The organism is Actinophytocola sp. (assembly GCF_036378875.1).
Taxonomy (GTDB): domain Bacteria; phylum Actinomycetota; class Actinomycetes; order Mycobacteriales; family Pseudonocardiaceae; genus Actinophytocola.
Genome location: NZ_DASUVO010000125.1, coordinates 22,865 through 39,430, shown reverse-complemented (window position 1 = coordinate 39,430; position 16,566 = coordinate 22,865). Strand labels below are relative to the sequence as shown.

At 69.0% G+C, this 16,566-nt stretch carries 13 protein-coding genes; 9 read left to right on the top strand and 4 right to left on the bottom strand.

All coding sequences use genetic code 11. From position 1 onward, the window contains the following. Nucleotides 1–16 precede the first annotated feature (16 nt). The 9 genes from VF106_RS35690 to VF106_RS35650 all read left to right on the top strand — a co-directional run bounded on the left by VF106_RS35690 (nt 17) and on the right by VF106_RS35650 (nt 13,472). Nucleotides 17–1,456 (top strand): sensor histidine kinase, encoded by a 1,440-nt coding sequence (locus VF106_RS35690; RefSeq protein ID WP_330844357.1) that lies wholly within the window; start codon nt 17–19, stop codon nt 1,454–1,456. 2 nt (nt 1,457–1,458) lie between these two features. Further along, nucleotides 1,459–1,872 (top strand): roadblock/LC7 domain-containing protein, encoded by a 414-nt coding sequence (locus tag VF106_RS35685; RefSeq protein ID WP_414639140.1) that lies wholly within the window; start codon nt 1,459–1,461, stop codon nt 1,870–1,872. A gap of 115 nt (nt 1,873–1,987) precedes the next feature. Continuing rightward, nucleotides 1,988–2,350, top strand: coding sequence for a DUF742 domain-containing protein (locus tag VF106_RS35680; RefSeq protein ID WP_330844355.1), 363 nt, complete (start codon nt 1,988–1,990; stop codon nt 2,348–2,350). Beyond that, entirely contained in the window at nt 2,331–2,945 is a 615-nt protein-coding gene (locus VF106_RS35675) for a GTP-binding protein (protein WP_414639137.1), read from the top strand. The genes VF106_RS35680 and VF106_RS35675 overlap by 20 nt, the downstream gene beginning before the upstream one ends. Continuing rightward, nucleotides 2,942–4,156 carry a cytochrome P450 gene (locus VF106_RS35670; protein ID WP_330844354.1) on the top strand — a complete coding sequence of 405 codons (1,215 nt, stop codon included), beginning with the start codon at nt 2,942–2,944 and terminating at the stop codon, nt 4,154–4,156. Before VF106_RS35675 ends, VF106_RS35670 begins: the two co-directional genes overlap by 4 nt. A 1,190-nt stretch (nt 4,157–5,346) precedes the next feature. Then, complete coding sequence (locus VF106_RS35665) at nt 5,347–7,107, top strand: glycoside hydrolase family 6 protein (RefSeq protein WP_330844353.1); 1,761 nt, start codon at nt 5,347–5,349, stop codon at nt 7,105–7,107. 218 nt (nt 7,108–7,325) lie between these two features. Beyond that, nucleotides 7,326–10,127: a glycoside hydrolase family 48 protein gene (locus VF106_RS35660; RefSeq protein WP_330844352.1), complete on the top strand. Its 2,802-nt coding sequence runs from the start codon at nt 7,326–7,328 to the stop codon at nt 10,125–10,127. A 5-nt stretch (nt 10,128–10,132) separates the two neighbouring features. Continuing rightward, nucleotides 10,133–11,638 carry a cellulase family glycosylhydrolase gene (locus VF106_RS35655; RefSeq protein ID WP_330844351.1) on the top strand — a complete coding sequence of 502 codons (1,506 nt, stop codon included), beginning with the start codon at nt 10,133–10,135 and terminating at the stop codon, nt 11,636–11,638. Between the two features lie 166 nt (nt 11,639–11,804). Next, nucleotides 11,805–13,472 (top strand): endo-1,4-beta-xylanase, encoded by a 1,668-nt coding sequence (locus VF106_RS35650; RefSeq protein ID WP_330844350.1) that lies wholly within the window; start codon nt 11,805–11,807, stop codon nt 13,470–13,472. A gap of 5 nt (nt 13,473–13,477) precedes the next feature. On the opposite strand, the gene VF106_RS35645 is transcribed toward VF106_RS35650, so the two are convergent. The 4 genes from VF106_RS35645 to VF106_RS35630 form a co-directional block, all read right to left on the bottom strand. Continuing rightward, a complete protein-coding gene (locus tag VF106_RS35645) occupies nt 13,478–13,807 on the bottom strand; it encodes a hypothetical protein (protein ID WP_330844349.1) in 330 nt (109 codons plus the stop codon). Nucleotides 13,808–13,869: 62 nt separating this feature from the next. Further along, nucleotides 13,870–14,262, bottom strand: coding sequence for a universal stress protein (locus VF106_RS35640; protein ID WP_330844348.1), 393 nt, complete (start codon nt 14,260–14,262; stop codon nt 13,870–13,872). Then, on the bottom strand, nt 14,259–15,758 hold the full coding sequence (locus VF106_RS35635; RefSeq protein ID WP_330844347.1) for a tripartite tricarboxylate transporter permease: 1,500 nt from the start codon (nt 15,756–15,758) through the stop codon (nt 14,259–14,261). Before VF106_RS35635 ends, VF106_RS35640 begins: the two co-directional genes overlap by 4 nt. A 9-nt stretch (nt 15,759–15,767) precedes the next feature. Continuing rightward, on the bottom strand, nt 15,768–16,496 hold the full coding sequence (locus tag VF106_RS35630) for a tripartite tricarboxylate transporter TctB family protein (RefSeq protein WP_330844346.1): 729 nt from the start codon (nt 16,494–16,496) through the stop codon (nt 15,768–15,770). Nucleotides 16,497–16,566: the final 70 nt, after the last annotated feature.

The following is a 16,566-nucleotide window of genomic DNA, read 5'->3' as shown; positions in this document are numbered from 1 at the left end:
CATGAGGACCATATCGATGCCAGTACGAGACTCCGTCCCGCACCAGCAGGAACGCCCCTCACCGGCCGATGTGCTGCTGTTCGCGCTGATCACACTGGTTGTCACCGGGAGCGTCACGCTGTGGCTGACGTTCCGGGTGCCCGCCGAGGACCGGACCGCCGTCGCCGCGGGAGCTGGCGCGCTGTCGGTGCTTCTGTGCGTGGCCGTGGTGATCATCGCGCAGCGTGTGCGCCGGGCACGGAATGCGAACGCGCGGCTCAGATCTCTCGAGACCGGCCTCACTCTGATGGTCAACGAACTGCTTCCCAACGCGTCCAGCCGGATCAGAGCCGGGGCGTCGGTGGACACCGCGCTCGCCGAGCTCGCGCCGAGGGCCGACGGTGTGCCCACCCACGTGCTGAACGCCGTGTTACGGGAGATCAGCTCCAGCGAGCGGCAGCGGTCGGCCGCGATGGCCGCGTGCGCGAACGCCGCGGGCCGTCTGCAGGCGATGGCGACGAGCATGCTCGCCGACCTGCGTGAGATGGAGGGTCGGCACGCCGAGAACGTGCTCGGCGACCTGCTCAAACTGGACCACAGCACGGCACAGACCGGCCGGCTCGCCGACAGCATCGCAGTGCTGACCGGAGCCCGGTCCGGCCGCCGCTGGACCAAGCCGATCGTGATGGAGAGCATCCTGCGTGGCGCGATGGGCCGGATCCAGGCCTACCAGCGGGTTCAGCTCCACTCCAGCAGCGGTTCGGCCGTCGTCGGCTACGCCGCCGAGGACGTGATGCACGCGCTGGCGGAGCTGATGGACAACGCGACCCGGTTCTCCGCCCCGTCGGAGGAGGTGCACGTCTACGTCGAGGAGCTGCACACGGGCGTGGTGGTCACCGTCGAGGACGGCGGTCTCGGCATGAAACCGCAGGCCCTCACACGGGCGGAGGCGGCCGTGTCGATCACCGAGCCGCTGGACCTGGCGAAGGTGCCGGGCACCCGGCTCGGCCTGGTGGTCGTGGGTGCCCTGGCACGCAAGCACAAGCTGTCCGTGTACTTCCGGCCGTCGTCGCGGGGCGGCACCGGCGTGGTGGTGCGGATCCCGAACCAGCTGGTGGTCCACCCGCGCGAGGAGACCCCGGCGAGCCAGCCGGAACGGAAGGCGCCCGAGGTGGTCCGGCAGGTCGCCGAGAGCGGTACCGCGGGCGGCGCCCCGGCCACGGCGACCGCGGTACTGGAGGCCGAGTCGAGAACCGAGCCCCCGGCCGGTGAACTGCCCGCGCTGCCCAAACGTCCGCGAGGGCAGACGCTCGCCGCCACCTCGAAGCCCGGCAAGCCCGCGCCGAAGCGGAACAACGGCAGGCGTGACCTCGGCGCGCGGTTCAGCGCCTTCCAGCAGGGCCGCAGAACCACCGCCCCGGACGAAAGGTCGGACCAGGACGGCGCCACCGCCACCGGAGAGGAAGAAGACAAATGACGATGGCGACCGACGCCAACCTCACCTGGATGCTGGAAAGCCTGGTGGACCAGACCGCCGGCGCCAACCACGCGCTCGTGCTGTCCCGCGACGGGCTCAAGCTGTGCCACACCTCCGGGCTGACCGTGGACAAGGCCGACCAGCTGTCCGCGATCGCCGCAGGCGTGCAGGCACTGTCACAGGGCGCCTCGGTCGAGTTCGGGGACGGCACCGGCGGCGTGCGGCACTCGATGACCGAGTTCCACGGCGGCATCCTGTTCATCGTCGAGGCGGGTGAGGGGGCCCACCTGGCGGTGCTCGCCGGGGAGGACGCCGACGTCGGGTTGATCGGCCACCGGATGAACGAGCTGGTCGAGCAGATCGGCGGGTTCCTGACCGCGCCGCCGCGGCAACGTGAGCAGACCGATCCGTCATGAGCGGAGCTTGCGGAGCGAATCATCAGCAATCAGGACGGCACCTCGACCGCGGAGGGCGCCGGAGTAGCGGAGCCTGCGGAGCGTTCCGGCGCCACGGAGCGGACGAGGGGGCGTCATGATCCGCCGCGAGCTCGACAACGAGAACCCCGACCGGCTCTACACGGTGACCCGGGGGCGCAGCCGCGCGGAGGAAGGCAACGACCTCGACCTGGTCACGCTGATCGTCGCGAGCGCGGAACCCGCGCCGGGCATGCAGTCCGAGCACGTCAGGATCCTGCGCATGTGCCGTCGGCCGGTCGCGGTCGTGGAGATCTCCGCGGATCTCGGCATGCCCGTCGGCGTGGTCAAGGTCCTGCTCTCCGACCTGCTGCGCGCCGGCAAGATCACCGCCCGTCATCCGTCCACCGCACGCGCCAGCCGGCAGCTGCCCGACGCCGCGATCCTGAAGAAGGTTCTCGTTGGACTCCACAATCTCTGACCCGACCACCCGCGTGCCGCTGGCCGACACGGCGAGCGAAGGACTGAAGATCGTGATCGTCGGCGGGTTCGGCGTCGGCAAGACCACGATGGTCCGCTCGGTGAGCGAGATCCGCCCGCTCTCCACCGAGGAGACGATGACCCAGGCGGGGCTCGGCATCGACCAGAACAGCGGCGCGGCCGGCAAGACCACGACGACCGTCGCGTTCGACTTCGGCCGCATCAGCCTCAACGAGCAGATGGTGCTGTACCTGTTCGGGGCGCCGGGACAGGAACGGTTCTGGTTCCTGTGGGACCGGCTGTTCTCCGGCACCCTCGGCGCGGTGGTGCTGGTCGACACCCGCCGACTGTCCGACTCGTGGTACGCCATCGACCGGCTGGAACACCACGGGACGCCGTTCATCGTGGCACGCAACAACTTCCCGGGCACCACGACACACAGCCTCGACGCGGTGCGCGAGGCGCTGTCGCTGCCGGCGGAGGTGCCGCTGATCGACTGCGACGCGCGGGACCGGCAGTCGGCCAAGCACGTGCTGATCACCCTGGTGGACCACCTGTACGCACTGTCGACCCAGGCCGAGGCGGTGATGACGTGACCGGCGTCGAGTCCCGCGTCGACGCGGTCCGGCTGTACGGGCCGGAGTACCAGAAGGACCCGATGGCGCGGTACGCCGAGATCAGGGAAGTGCACGGGCCGGTCGCCCCGGTGCTGCTGGAGGGTGACGTCCCGGCGTGGTTCGTGTGCGGGTACCGGGAACTGCACCAGGTCACCGCCGACTCGCAGCTGTTCGCGCGGGATCCGCGGCGCTGGAACGGATGGGATCTCGCACCGGACGGTTGGCCGCTGATGGTCTACATGGTGCACAACGCGTCGGTGATGTTCACCGAGGGCGCGGAGCACCGCAGACGGGCCGGCGCGATCAGCGACGCGCTCGAGGCCGTCGACCAGTTCGAGCTGGCCACACAGTGCGAACGCATCGCCGACCAGCTGATCGACCGGTTCGCCGGCCGCGGCGAGGCCGAGCTGATGAGCCAGTACGCCTCCCGGATCCCACTCAGCGCGGTCGCGACGATGTGCGGGATGCCGGAGGCGGTGGCACATCGTCTGGTCGAGGACGTGATGTCGACGGTCACCTCACCGGAGGCGATGGCCGAGGCGAACATCAGGATCCTCGAGGCGGTTCAGCTCCTGGTCGACCGCAAGCGCGAGTACCCGGGCGGGGACATCCCGTCGCGCCTGCTGACCGACCAGGCGAACCTCTCCGGCGAGGAGATCGTGCTGGACCTGCTGTTGTTGCTGCTGCAGGCACACCAGCAGACGACGAACTGGATCGGCAACACACTCCAGCTGATGCTGACCGACGAGCGTTTCGCGATCAACCTGTCCGGCGGCCGAGCCAGCGTGGGCGACGCCCTCAACGAGGTGCTGTGGCACAACACCCCGACCCAGAACTTCCTGGGCCGCGTCGCAACCAGCGACACCACCCTGGGCGGCCAACGCATCCGCAACGGCGACCTCATCGTGCTCGGCCTGGCCGCCGCCAACGCGGACCCCCAGGTCCGCCCGGACCACGGCACCGGCGGCAACCGGGCCATGATGTCCTTCGGCCACGGCGAACACGGCTGCCCGTACCCCGCCCCGGAACTGGCCGAGATCATCGCCAAGGCCAGCGTCGAGGTCCTCATCGACCGACTTCCCGACCTGGTACTGGCCACCCCGCCCGACACCCTCGAATGGCGAACCTCCGTCTGGGCCCGAGGCCTACTCCGACTCCCGGTGACCTTCACCCCGACACACGTGCAGTAACCCCAGGCCAGACGGGCCGCCTCAGCCAGCGGCCGCGCGATCCCTCATCGCACCCACGGGATCTGGTTGACCGCTCTCGCGGCGCGGCCGGGCAGGCGGCGCGGCCGGGCAGGCGGCGCGGGCGCTTCGAGCCGGCGGCGACGCGACGAAAGCCCCTTCACAACGCCCAGCGCGAGGAAGGCCTCCCTTCATCGCACCGCCAACACCGGACCCCCCAGCATCTCGATGATCTTGCTGGCCGCTCTCCAAACGCGGCCACCGCCGGCCGGCAGCGCCGGCGGGCAACGCCGCTTCGCGGGCGCTTCGAGCCGGCGGCTATGCGAGGAAGACTCCCTTCACAACACCCAGCACGAGGAAGGCTCCCTCATCGCGTCGCATTGGCCGCCGCAGCCTGCGGGCACCGGGCGCTGCGCGCCCGTGCCCGCGGAGCGGGCCAGGCCGCCCTCGCAAGGCATGAAACTCGGCGAGATCATCGGAGGTTCGACGCCAGCGAAGAGGCGTGTCCCCTTTGCGCACCACATGGTTCGCCGCCGCCCGCGTAGCGCATGGTGTTCCCAGGCCCCAGCTTCGCAAGCGCCCGGGGACTACGCGCCGGGACGGCCGTCCCGCATGCCGTCCGAATCCGCATGTCGAGGTGCGGCCGTGGTGATGTGTGATTCGGCCATTCGTGTTCTCAGGCCCGCCACGCGTCGCGCTGCGTGTACGCGGCGGCGCTTCGCCCTCGCGCGCGTGCCGGAGGTGCCCACCAGAGGCAAACGGGGTTGGTACATCGTGGATCCCGGTTTCCGTTGTTCAGTTGTCCGACCTTTCGCACCGGTTACCCCGCGACGGGTGAAGCATGCGTGACCGGACCCGGGACGCACACTCCACTATGGCCAAAATAACGATCCGAGAGTGGGAGCGCTCCCAGAATCCGGGCGTTTCGGCGGCCTGTCAAGCGCCGCGCGACGTAGTGCGGATGGTGGGTTCCCGCACCGACCGGGGGTCCGACCTCTGGCCGTCAAGCAGTCGAAACTTTCATTCCGAGACCTACAAAAGGAATCCATCCAGATGTGTCGACCAGCGGCGCGAGATACCAACTTAACCGTTCATCGAGGGTGAGAGGCTGTACACGCCGTGTTAACACAGCTATGCTCCGTTTCTGGGAGCGCTCCCAGAGACCGTGCTCAGCGTTGAGCGGAGGATCCGCGATGAGGCTCAGACCGAATTTGTCCAAGATCAGAGTGCACCGTGGTCGCCGCTTCGCGGCTGCCGGCGTGGCGTTCGTCGTGGCGCTCACGACGTTCGTCATGACCTTCGGTGCCTCTCCGGCCAGCGCGGCGATCGCCTGCCGGATCGACTACACCGTGAACGACTGGGGCAGCGGGTTCGTGGCCACAGTCAAAATCAACAACCTCGGCGACGCGGTCACCAACTGGACGTTGGCCTTCTCGTTCGCCGGCAACCAGCGCATCGGCAACGGGTGGAACGCTACCTGGAACCAGCCGAGCGGCAGCCAGAACGTGACCGCGACCAACGCGGGACACAACGGCCCCATCGCCACCGGCGGGTCCACCGAGATCGGCTTCCAGGGTACCTACACGGGCACCAACGCCGCCCCGAGCAGCTTCACGCTCAACGGCACCGCGTGCACCGGCCAGCCGCCCAACGAGGAACCGCCGCCCAACAACCCGCCACCGGCTGGCAACCGGGTCAACAACCCGTACGCTGGCGCGACCGCGTACGTGAACCCGGACTGGGCGGCCAAGGCCAACGCTGAGCCGGGTGGCAGCCGCATCGCCAACCAGCCAACCGGCGTGTGGATGGACCGCATCGCCGCCATCGCCGGCACCCCGGGTGCGCGGGGCCTCGCCTCCCATCTCGACGAGGCGGTGCGTCAGGACTCGGCGAACGGGTCGAACGCGCTGGTGTTCCAGGTGGTCATCTACAACCTGCCGGGCCGTGACTGCGCCGCGCTGGCGTCCAACGGTGAGCTGACCGCGACCGATCTCGACCGTTACAAGACCCAGTACATCGACGCGATCGCGACGATCCTTGCGCGGCCGGCCTACGCCAACCTGCGGATCGTGACGGTCATCGAGATCGACTCCCTGCCGAACCTGATCACCAACGTCACCCCGCGCCCGACGCAGACGGCGCAGTGCGACACGATGAAGGCCAACGGGAACTACGTGAACGGCGTCGGCTACGCGTTGAACAGGCTGGGCGACGTGCCCAACGTGTACAACTACATCGACGCGGGCCACCACGGCTGGATCGGCTGGGACGACAACATGCAGCCGACCGTCGACCTGACGTGCCAGGCGGCACGGGCGTCCGGCGCGACGCCGGCGGACGTGTGGGGCTTCATCACCAACACGGCCAACTACAGCGCGCTGCGCGAGCCGTTCTTCACCGCGAACACCACGGTGGGCGGCCGGCCGCTGCGTGAGGTCTCGGGCGGTTGGGTCGACTGGAACCGGTACGTCGACGAACTGTCCTTCGCGCAGGACTTCCGCACGAAGGCGGACACGTCGTGCTTCGACGCCAACATCGGCATGCTGATCGACACCTCCCGCAACGGTTGGGGCGGCTCCGCCCGGCCCGCCGCCGCGAGCACGTCGACCGACCCGATCACCTTCATGAACCAGTCGCGCATCGACCGCCGTATCCACCTCGGCAACTGGTGCAACCAGTCCGGTGCCGGTCTGGGTGAGCGGCCTCGGTCCGCGCCCGCCGCGGGGATCGACGCCTACGTGTGGATCAAGCCGCCGGGTGAGTCCGACGGTTCCAGCTCCGCCATCCCGAACGACGAGGGCAAGGGCTTCGACCGGATGTGCGACCCGACCTACCCCGGGAACCCGCGCAACAACAACAACATGTCCGGTGCGCTGCCCAACTCGCCGCTGTCCGGTCACTGGTTCTCAGCCCAGTTCCAGGAGCTCATGCGGAACGCCTTCCCGGCGCTCTGAGTGAGTGACTGACCCGGACCCCGGAACGCCCCTCCGCCCCGGCAGCGGAGGTGGCGTTCCGGGCCCCGCGCTCCCCTGCGATAAGACCTCTTTCGACACAAGGAAGCTCCATGAGATTGCGACGCCGTCTGGGAGCGCTCCCAGCCTGTCTTGCCTTAATCATTCCGCTCGCCATACCCGCGAGTGCGGACATCAGCCCGCGCGCGGTGTCCTGCGCGGTGGACTACACCGCCAACAACTGGGGCGGCGGCGGCTTCGGCGCCAGCCTCCGGCTCAACAACCTCGGTGACCCGCTCACGGCGTGGACCCTCACCTTCACGTTCCCCGGCAACCAGCGCGTCACGCAGGGCTGGAACGCCACGTGGTCCCAGCCACAGGGCAGCGCGAACGTCACCGCGACCAACATGTCGTACAACGGAAACATCGCCACCGGTGCGTCGATCGAGATCGGCTTCAACGGCTCGTTCTCGGGCACCACCAACAACAACCCCACCAACTTCGCCATCAACGGCGTGCCGTGCACCGGCGCCAACGCGGCCCCCACGGTGAACCTGACCCAGCCCACCACCGGCACGTCCTACACCGCAGGCGCGAACATCCCGCTCGCCGCGACCGCCGCGGACACGGACGGCTCGATCGCCAGGGTCGAGTTCTACGCCGGCACGACGCTGCTCAGCACGGACACGTCCAGCCCGTTCTCCGGGACATGGAGCAACGTGCCCGCCGGCAACTACGTGTTGGTAGCGCGGGCCTACGACGACGACGGCGCCTTCACCAACTCCACGCCGGTCGACGTCACGGTCAGCCCGAACGCCGGGCCGTCGGTGGTCGTCGAGCAGGCGGCGGTGAGCGTGCCGGAGAGCGGCAGCGCGAACGCGTCGATCCGGCTTTCCCAGCAGCCGACCGGCAACGTGGTCGTGACCACCGCGCGGACGGCGGGCGACACCGACCTGACCGTCGGGACCGGCGCCTCGCGGACGTTCACCACGACCAACTGGAACCAGCCGCAGACGGTGCAGCTCAACGCCGCGGAGGACACCGACAGCGCCAACGGCGTGGCGACCTTCACCGCGAGCGCGACCGGCCAGGCGTCGGCGACGATCACCGCGACCGAGGCCGACAACGACCTCTCCGACTACGCGCAGCGGTTCCTCGCGCTGTACAACAAGATCAAGGCCCCGGCCAACGGCTACTTCTCCAGCCACAACCCACCGATCCCCTACCACTCAGTGGAGACGCTGATCGTCGAGGCGCCCGACTACGGGCACGTCACGACGTCAGAGGCGTTCAGCTACTGGATCTGGCTCGAGGCGCAGTACGGTCAGGCCACACAGGACTGGACACGGTTCAACCAGGCCTGGCAGTCGATGGAGACCCACATCATCCCGACCGCGGCCGACCAGCCGGGTAACGCGAACTACAACCCGGCCGACCCGGCGACCTACGCGCCGGAGATGGACACGCCGAACCAGTACCCGGTGCCGCTGGACGCGAACGTCCCGAACGGCGCCGACCCGCTCGCCAACGAGCTGCAGAGCACGTACGGCACGCGGGACATCTACGGCATGCACTGGCTGCTCGACGTGGACAACCGCTACGGCTACGGCCGCCGCGGCACGCCGAACACCAGCCCGTCCTACATCAACACCTTCCAGCGCGGGCCGGAGGAGTCGGTGTGGGAGACGGTGCCGCACCCGTCGTGGGAGGACTTCGACAACGGCAGCACCAACGGCTTCCTGCCGCTGTTCGTCCAGGACAGCCCGTACGCACAGCAGTGGCGCTACACCAACGCGCCCGACGCCGACGCACGTGCGGTGCAGGCCGCGTACTGGGCGCTGCAGTGGGCGACCGCGCAGGGTCAGCAGGGCCAGATCACGGCCACGCTCGCCAAGGCGGCCAAGCTGGGTGACTACCTGCGGTACGCGATGTTCGACAAGTACTTCAAGCAGATCGGCAACTGCACCAGTCCACAGTGTCCGGCGGGCAGTGGCAAGAACAGCGCCCACTACCTGATGTCCTGGTACTACGCGTGGGGTGGCGCAACCAACGGCGGCTGGTCGTGGCGGATCGGGTCGAGCCCGTCGCACTTCGGTTACCAGAACCCCCTGGCGGCGTACGCGCTGGCGAACGTGCCGCAGCTGCGGCCGCAGTCGCCGACCGCGGTCGCCGACTGGCAGCAGAGCTTCACCCGCCAGCTGGAGTTCTACCGGTGGCTGCAGTCCGCGGAGGGCGGCATCGCCGGTGGCGCGACCAACAGCTGGGCCGGACGGTACGCGGCCCCGCCTGCCGGTCTGTCCACGTTCTACGGCATGTACTACGACTGGCAGCCGGTCTACCACGACCCGCCGTCGAACCGGTGGTTCGGCATGCAGGCGTGGTCGATGGAGCGGATCGCCGAGCTGTACAACCAGACCGGCAACGCGACGGCCAAGGCACTGCTGGACAAGTGGGTGCCGTGGGCGATCGCCAACACCACGGTGAACGTGGCCGCCGGCACGTGGCAGATCCCGGACAACCTGTCCTGGACCGGCCAGCCGGACACGTGGAACCCGGCGAGCCCGGGCGCCAACACCGGCCTGCACGTCACCGTCGCCACCCGCGGCAACGACGTCGGCATCACCGCGGCGCTGGTGAAGACGCTCGCGCACTACGCGTCGGAGTCCGGCAACACCGCGGCCCGCACCATGGCGAAGAACCTGCTCGACGCCATGTGGGCCACGCCGAACCAGGACACTCGCGGCATCTCGGTCACCGAGTCGCGTGGTGACTACAACCGGTTCGACGACTCGGTCTACGTCCCGAGCGCCTTCTCCGGTGACATGACGAACGGCGACCTGATCAACTCCAGCTCGACGTTCATCGGGCTGCGGTCCTGGTACCGCCAGGACCCGGCGTGGCCGCAGGTGCAGAGCCATCTCAACGGCGGCGCCGCACCCACGTTCCGGTACCACCGGTTCTGGGCGCAGGCCGACCTCGCGATGGCACTGGCCGAGTACGGCCGACTCTTCCCGACCGGCTGACGACAATGGCACGAAGGATTGTGGCGCTGTTGTTGGCGCTCACACTCCTGCCGCTGGTGGGCCTCGCTTCGGCGAGGCCCGCCTCGGCGGCGGGCGCCGGCTACTGGCACACGAACGGCCGTCAGTTGCTGGACGCGAACAACCAGGCAGTGCGGATGACCGGCATCAACTGGTTCGGCCTCGAGACGGCGAACTACTCCCCGCACGGGCTCTGGTCACGCGGCTACAAGGACATGCTCGACCAGATGAAGAGCCTGAAGTACAACACCCTTCGGCTCCCGTTCGCGAGCCAGCTCTTCGACCCGGGTTCCACCCCGACGAGCATCCGCTACGACCTCAACCCCGATCTGGCCGGCCTCACGGGCATCCAGATCATGGACAAGATCATCGACTACGCCGGCCAGATCGGCATGAAGGTCGTGCTCGACCGGCACCGGCCGGACTCCGGCGCGCAGTCCGCGCTCTGGTACACCAGCGCCTACCCGGAAAGCCGGTGGCTGTCCGACTGGCGAATGCTCGCGCAACGCTACGTCGGCAACACCACGGTGATCGGCGCGGACCTGCACAACGAGCCACACGCCATCCAGGGCGGCACCGGCGCGTGCTGGGACTGCGGCGACACCGCGCGGGACTGGCGGCTCGCGGCGGAGCGGGCCGGCAACGCGATCCTCGCGGTCAACCCGAACTGGCTGATCATCGTGGAGGGGGTCAGCGAGTACAACAACGACGGCTACTGGTGGGGCGGCAACCTGCAGGGCGCGGCGACCGCACCCGTCCGGTTGAACGTCGCCAACCGGCTCGTCTACTCCGCACACGACTACGCCACCTCGGTGTTCCCGCAGGACTGGTTCTCCGATCCCAGCTATCCCAACAACATGGCGGCGATCTGGGACAAGAACTGGGGCTACCTGTTCAAGAACAACGTGGCGCCGGTGCTGCTCGGCGAGTTCGGCACCACCCTCGCCGACCCGAGGGACCAGACCTGGCTGCGGACGCTGATGGCCTACCTGGGCACCGGGACCAACGCGATCAGCTTCACGTACTGGTCGTGGAACCCGAACTCCGGTGACACGGGTGGGATCCTCAACGACGACTGGACGACGGTCAACACCACCAAGCAGGCCTACCTCGATCCGTACCTGATCCCGCCGGACGGTGGCACCACTCCCCCGCCACCACCTCCGGTCGGCTGCCGGGTGACGTACTCGACGAACGACTGGGGCACCGGGTTCACGACCTCGGTGTCGATCGCCAACACCGGCAGCTCGGCGATCAACGGCTGGACGCTGGCCTTCACGTTCGCCGGCAACCAGCGGATCACCAACGGCTGGAGCGCGACCTGGACACAGGCGCCCGGCAGCACGAACGTCACGGCGACCCCCGCCGACCACAACCGTGTGATCGGCGCCGGGCAGTCGATCACCGGGCTGGGCTTCAACGCCGGCTACAGCGGCTCGAACGCCCGGCCGGCGGCCTTCACGGTCAACGGCCAGACCTGCACCGTGGCGTAAGGACGGTGCACGAGAGCACGCAGCGGTGGACACCGCTGCTGGACCGGGTCGGTTGGGAGAACTGGGGTTACAACGGCGTACACAGTCTCGCAACCGACCCGGTCCACATCCAGGACCCGCCACGTTTCTGCCGAACGACAGCCCCTGCACCACCGGGAGTTGACCCATGTTCCTGAAGAGAGCGTTATCAGTCGCGACCTGTCTGCTCGTTGCCGTGGCCGGCACGCTCGTCGCCGCCACGCCGGCGAGCGCGTCGGGTCCGCTGCGGGAGCACGCCGCGGCGCGGGGCAAGATCATCGGCAATGCCGTGGACACCAACGAGATCACCGACAGCGCGTACCGCCCGGTCATCGCAGGCGAGTTCAGCCAGCTGACCCCCGGCAACGCGATGAAGTGGGACGCGACCGAGCCGACCAGGGGCCAGTTCAACTTCACCAGGGCCGACGAGATCGTGGCGCTGGCACAGCAGAACAACCAGTCCGTGCGCGGTCACACGCTGGTGTGGCACAGCCAAACGCCTGCGTGGGTGCAGAGTCTCACCGCGACGGACCTGCGGACGGCGATGCAGAACCACATCACCACGGTCGTCGACCGCTACGAGGGTGACCTGTACGCGTGGGACGTGGTGAACGAGCCGCTGAACGAGGACGGCACGCTGCGCAACTCGTTCTGGTTCCAGCGTCTCGGCGAGAGCTACATCGCGGACGCGTTCCGCATGGCCCGCGCGGCGGACCCGGACGTGAAGCTGTACATCAACGACTACAACACCGACGGCATCGGCGCGAAGAGCGACGGCATGTACCGGCTGGTGCAGTCGCTGCTGGCGCAGGGCGTGCCGATCGACGGCGTGGGTTTCCAGTCCCACCTGGCGATCCAGTACGGCTTCCCGAACCAGATGCAGCAGAACCTACAGCGGTTCGCCGACCTCGGACTCGACGTGGCGATCACCGAGCTGGACGTGCGCATGCAGCTGCCGTCCGACTCGACGAAGCTCACCACGCAGGCCACCTACTTCCGCAACGTGGTCAACGCCTGTCTCGCGGTCACCCGCTGCGTGGGTGTCACGGTGTGGGGCTACACCGACAAGTACTCGTGGATCCCCGGCACGTTCCCGGGTGAGGGCGCGGCACACCTGGCCGACGCGAACTTCCAGCGCAAGCCCGCCTACACGGCGGTGCACGACGCGCTGGCCGGTGGCAGCACCCCGGACACCACACCGCCGACCGCGCCGGGCACGCCGACGTCGTCCGGTGTGACCGCAACCAGCGCCGGACTGTCGTGGACGGCGGCGACCGACACGGGCGGCAGTGGCCTCGCCGGCTACAACGTCTATCGGGAGCAGGGCACGACAGATCCCCTGCTGGGTCAGTCCACGACGAACTCGATCACGTTGTCCGGACTGACCCCGAACACGCAGTACCAGGTGTACGTGCGGGCCCGTGACGGCGCCGGGAACCTGTCGACCCCGTCGGCGAGCGCGACGTTCACCACGCCACAGGGCAGCGGCACGGGCCCCTGCCGGGTCGCCTACAGCGCCTCGAACTGGGGCGGCGGCGGAGGGTTCACCGCGGGCGTGACGATCACCAACACCGGCACGGCGACGGTCACCGGGTGGACGTTGGCGTTCACGTTCCCGTCAGGACAACAGGTCCGGGAGGGCTGGAACGCCACCTGGAGCCAGGCCGGCGGAGGCGTGACCGCGACGAACATGTCCTACAACGGCACCCTCGCCGCAGGCGCGTCCACGCAGATCGGGTTCAACGGCAGCTACAGCGGCACCAACACCGCGCCGAGCACGTTCACACTGAACGGCCTGACCTGCACGACGGCGTGAGGGGTTCAGCCGAGCGCGATCGTGACCCAGACGACCCACGCCGCGGCGAACGCGACGCCGACGATGACGAACGGCACGCCGCGCCGGTCGTGGCTTCTGATCTGGACGACTCCGCCGACGGCCGCGACGAGCGTGGCCAGGGCGAAGATCGAACCGGCGAGCCCGCTGAACATGCCGACGGCGGCGGTGATCAGTCCGAAGACGAGCGCGAAGGCCGCGAGCTCGCTCATGGGACCGTCGTTGCGGCGGCGTTCCTCGCGCATCAGCTCGTTGAAGAACGCTGACCTGTCCTCATCGGACCTGGTGGCAGGCGGGTGCTCATCGGGCATGGACATGGCGAACTCCTCCCCAGCGGGCCCCGACCCGAGGAGGAGTTTACCGATCAACGCAACGCGTTCTAACCCGGTTTCACCGCCAGCACCGGGCGGTTCGCGTCGAGCAGGATCCGCTGCGCGCTGCTGCCCAGCAACAGCTTTCCCACCGCCGACCGGCGACGAATACCGATCACGATCACCGAGGCCCGCAGCTCGTCGGCGACCCGGACCACCTCCTCGGCGAGGTCGCCGGCATGGGCGTCCTGCCGCACGGTCAACGAGACGCCAGCTTCCTTCGTCGTGGCCTCCAGCCGTGCGACCACGTCCGGTGCCGCGACGTCCGAGCTGACCGGCGCGCCGCCACGCGGCGAGTTGAGCACCACCAGGTCTTCGCTGCGCAGTACGGCCTCGGCCAGACCGGCGGCGAAGGCGGCTTCGCCCTCGGACGTGGGCACGTAGCCAACCAACACAGTCATACCAGCTCCTTGTCCTTGGCACGCCGCTTCATCAGTGCCCGCACGGCGGGAAGCGCGGCCACGAGTACGAACACGGCGAGCAGCGTGCCCGAGATGGGCCGGGTGACGAATCCGGTCGCGTCGCCGTCGAAGATCAGCAGCGAGCGGCGCAGCGACTCCTCCAGCAGGGAGCCCAGAACGAACGCCAGCACGAGCGGGCCGGGGTCGAAGCCGAGCTTCTTCATCAGGTAGCCCAGGGCACCGAAGACGATCACCAGGACGATGTCGAACACGTCGTTGTTGACCGTGTACACCCCGACCAGGGTGATCAGCACGGTGATGGGCGCGAGGACGGTGGCCCGCACCCGCAGGATCCGCACGAACAAGCCGACCAGCGGGATGCTCATGATCAGCAGCAGGATGTTCCCCAGGTACATGGAGTTCACCACGCCCCAGAACAGCTCCGGCTCCTCGGACACCAGCTGCGGGCCGGGGCTCACGCCCTGGATCAGCAGCGCCCCGAAGATCACCGCCATCGTGGCGTTGGCCGGGATGCCGAGCGTGAGCAGCGGGATGAACGACGACGTGGCGGCGGCGTTGTTGGCGCTCTCCGGCGCGGCGACGCCTTCGATGGCGCCCTTGCCGAACCGCGACGGGTCCTTCGCGCGCCGCTTCTCCATGGCGTAGGCGGCCAGCGAGGACAGCGTCGCCCCGCCGCCGGGCAGGATGCCGAGGAAGAAGCCAAGCACCGAGCCGCGGCCGATGGCACCGGACGACTCCCGAAGGTCCTTTTTGGACGGCCACACGTTGGCGACGGTCGCGGGCGCCTGCACCGCGCGGTGCCGTTCCTCCAGGTTGTAGAGGATCTCGCCAAGGCCGAACAGCCCCATCGCGATCGGCACGAAGTCCAGCCCGTCGGCGAGCGACAGGTTGCCGAACGTGAACCGCTCCGCGGACGTGAACCCGTCCCGCCCGACCGTGGCGAGCAGGAGCCCGACGCACGCCGCGATGAGCGCCTTCAGCCGGTGGCCGCTGCTGACGGTCGACACCAGGAGGATGCCGAGCAACGCGAGCGCGGTGTACTCGGGCGGCCCGAAGTCGAGGGCGAAGCTCGCCACGACCGGCGCCAGCAGCGACAACGCGATGATCGACACCGTGCCGCCGATGAACGACCCGATGGCGGCGACGCCCAGTGCGGTGCCGGCCTTGCCCTGCCGGGCGAGCGCGTGGCCGTCGAAGACCGTGACGACCGACGAGGCCTCACCGGGCAGTCGCAGGAGCACCGAGGTGATCGTGCCGCCGTACTGTGCGCCGTAGAAGATGCCGGCCAGCATGATGATCGCGGTCACCGGCTCGATGCCGAAGGTGACGGGCAGCAGGATCGCGATGGTGGCGGCGGGTCCGAGCCCCGGCAGCACACCGATCAACATGCCGACGACCACGCCGATCACGCAGTAGAGCATGTTCGTCGGCTGGAAGACGACGCCGAAGCCGTCGAGGACAGGGGTCAGGTCCATGCTTGTTTCCTAGAACAGGTGCGGGATCGGCACGGCGAGCGCCGCCACGAAGACGAGGTAGAACCCGACCACGACGGCAAGGCTGGTGAGGACCGACATGCGCCAGCCTTCCCGCCCGAGGAACCGCAGCCAGACGAAACAGAGCAGCACGGCGGGAATCTCGAACCCGACGACCTCGATGACCGCGACGAACACGACCATGGTCGCGAGCCCGGCGAGCACCAACCAGCTGCTGTGGGAGAACTTCTCCGCGTCCGAGGTCCGCCGGAAGCCCAGGAGCAACGCGACCCCGAGCACGGCCAGCGCGACGCTGACGAGCAACGGCCACAAGCCCGGCCCCGGCTGCCGGGCACTCCCGAACCCGAGCGACAGCGCGCCGAACAGAGCGGCCACCCCGAGCACGACCACCGCGACCGCGGTCACGACATTGCTGACGGCCCCCGCGGTCGGCGGACGGTACTCGTGCTCGAGCGCCTCCACCTCACGGACCGCTTCGTCGAAGTCGAAGCCGTCCGGGGATTCGCCGGGGCGCGCAGCCTCATCCGCCGGCCGCTCAGAGGCACCCGCCTCGGGAGACACCTCGCCGACGACGACGCCGTACTCACCGGCGACCGACGCCACGCGCCGATCGGCGGCCACGCCACGCGCCTGCCCAACCGACCCCGCGGCACCTGCCTCAGCCGGCGAGCCGGCGGTCCGCTCACCCGCGGCTGACTCCGCGGCCCCATCGCCAGACACGCCACCCGCCTGCCCAATCGATCTTTCGGTGCTCGGCGCTGCCGAGCAGCCGGCGGCCGGCTCCTCGGGA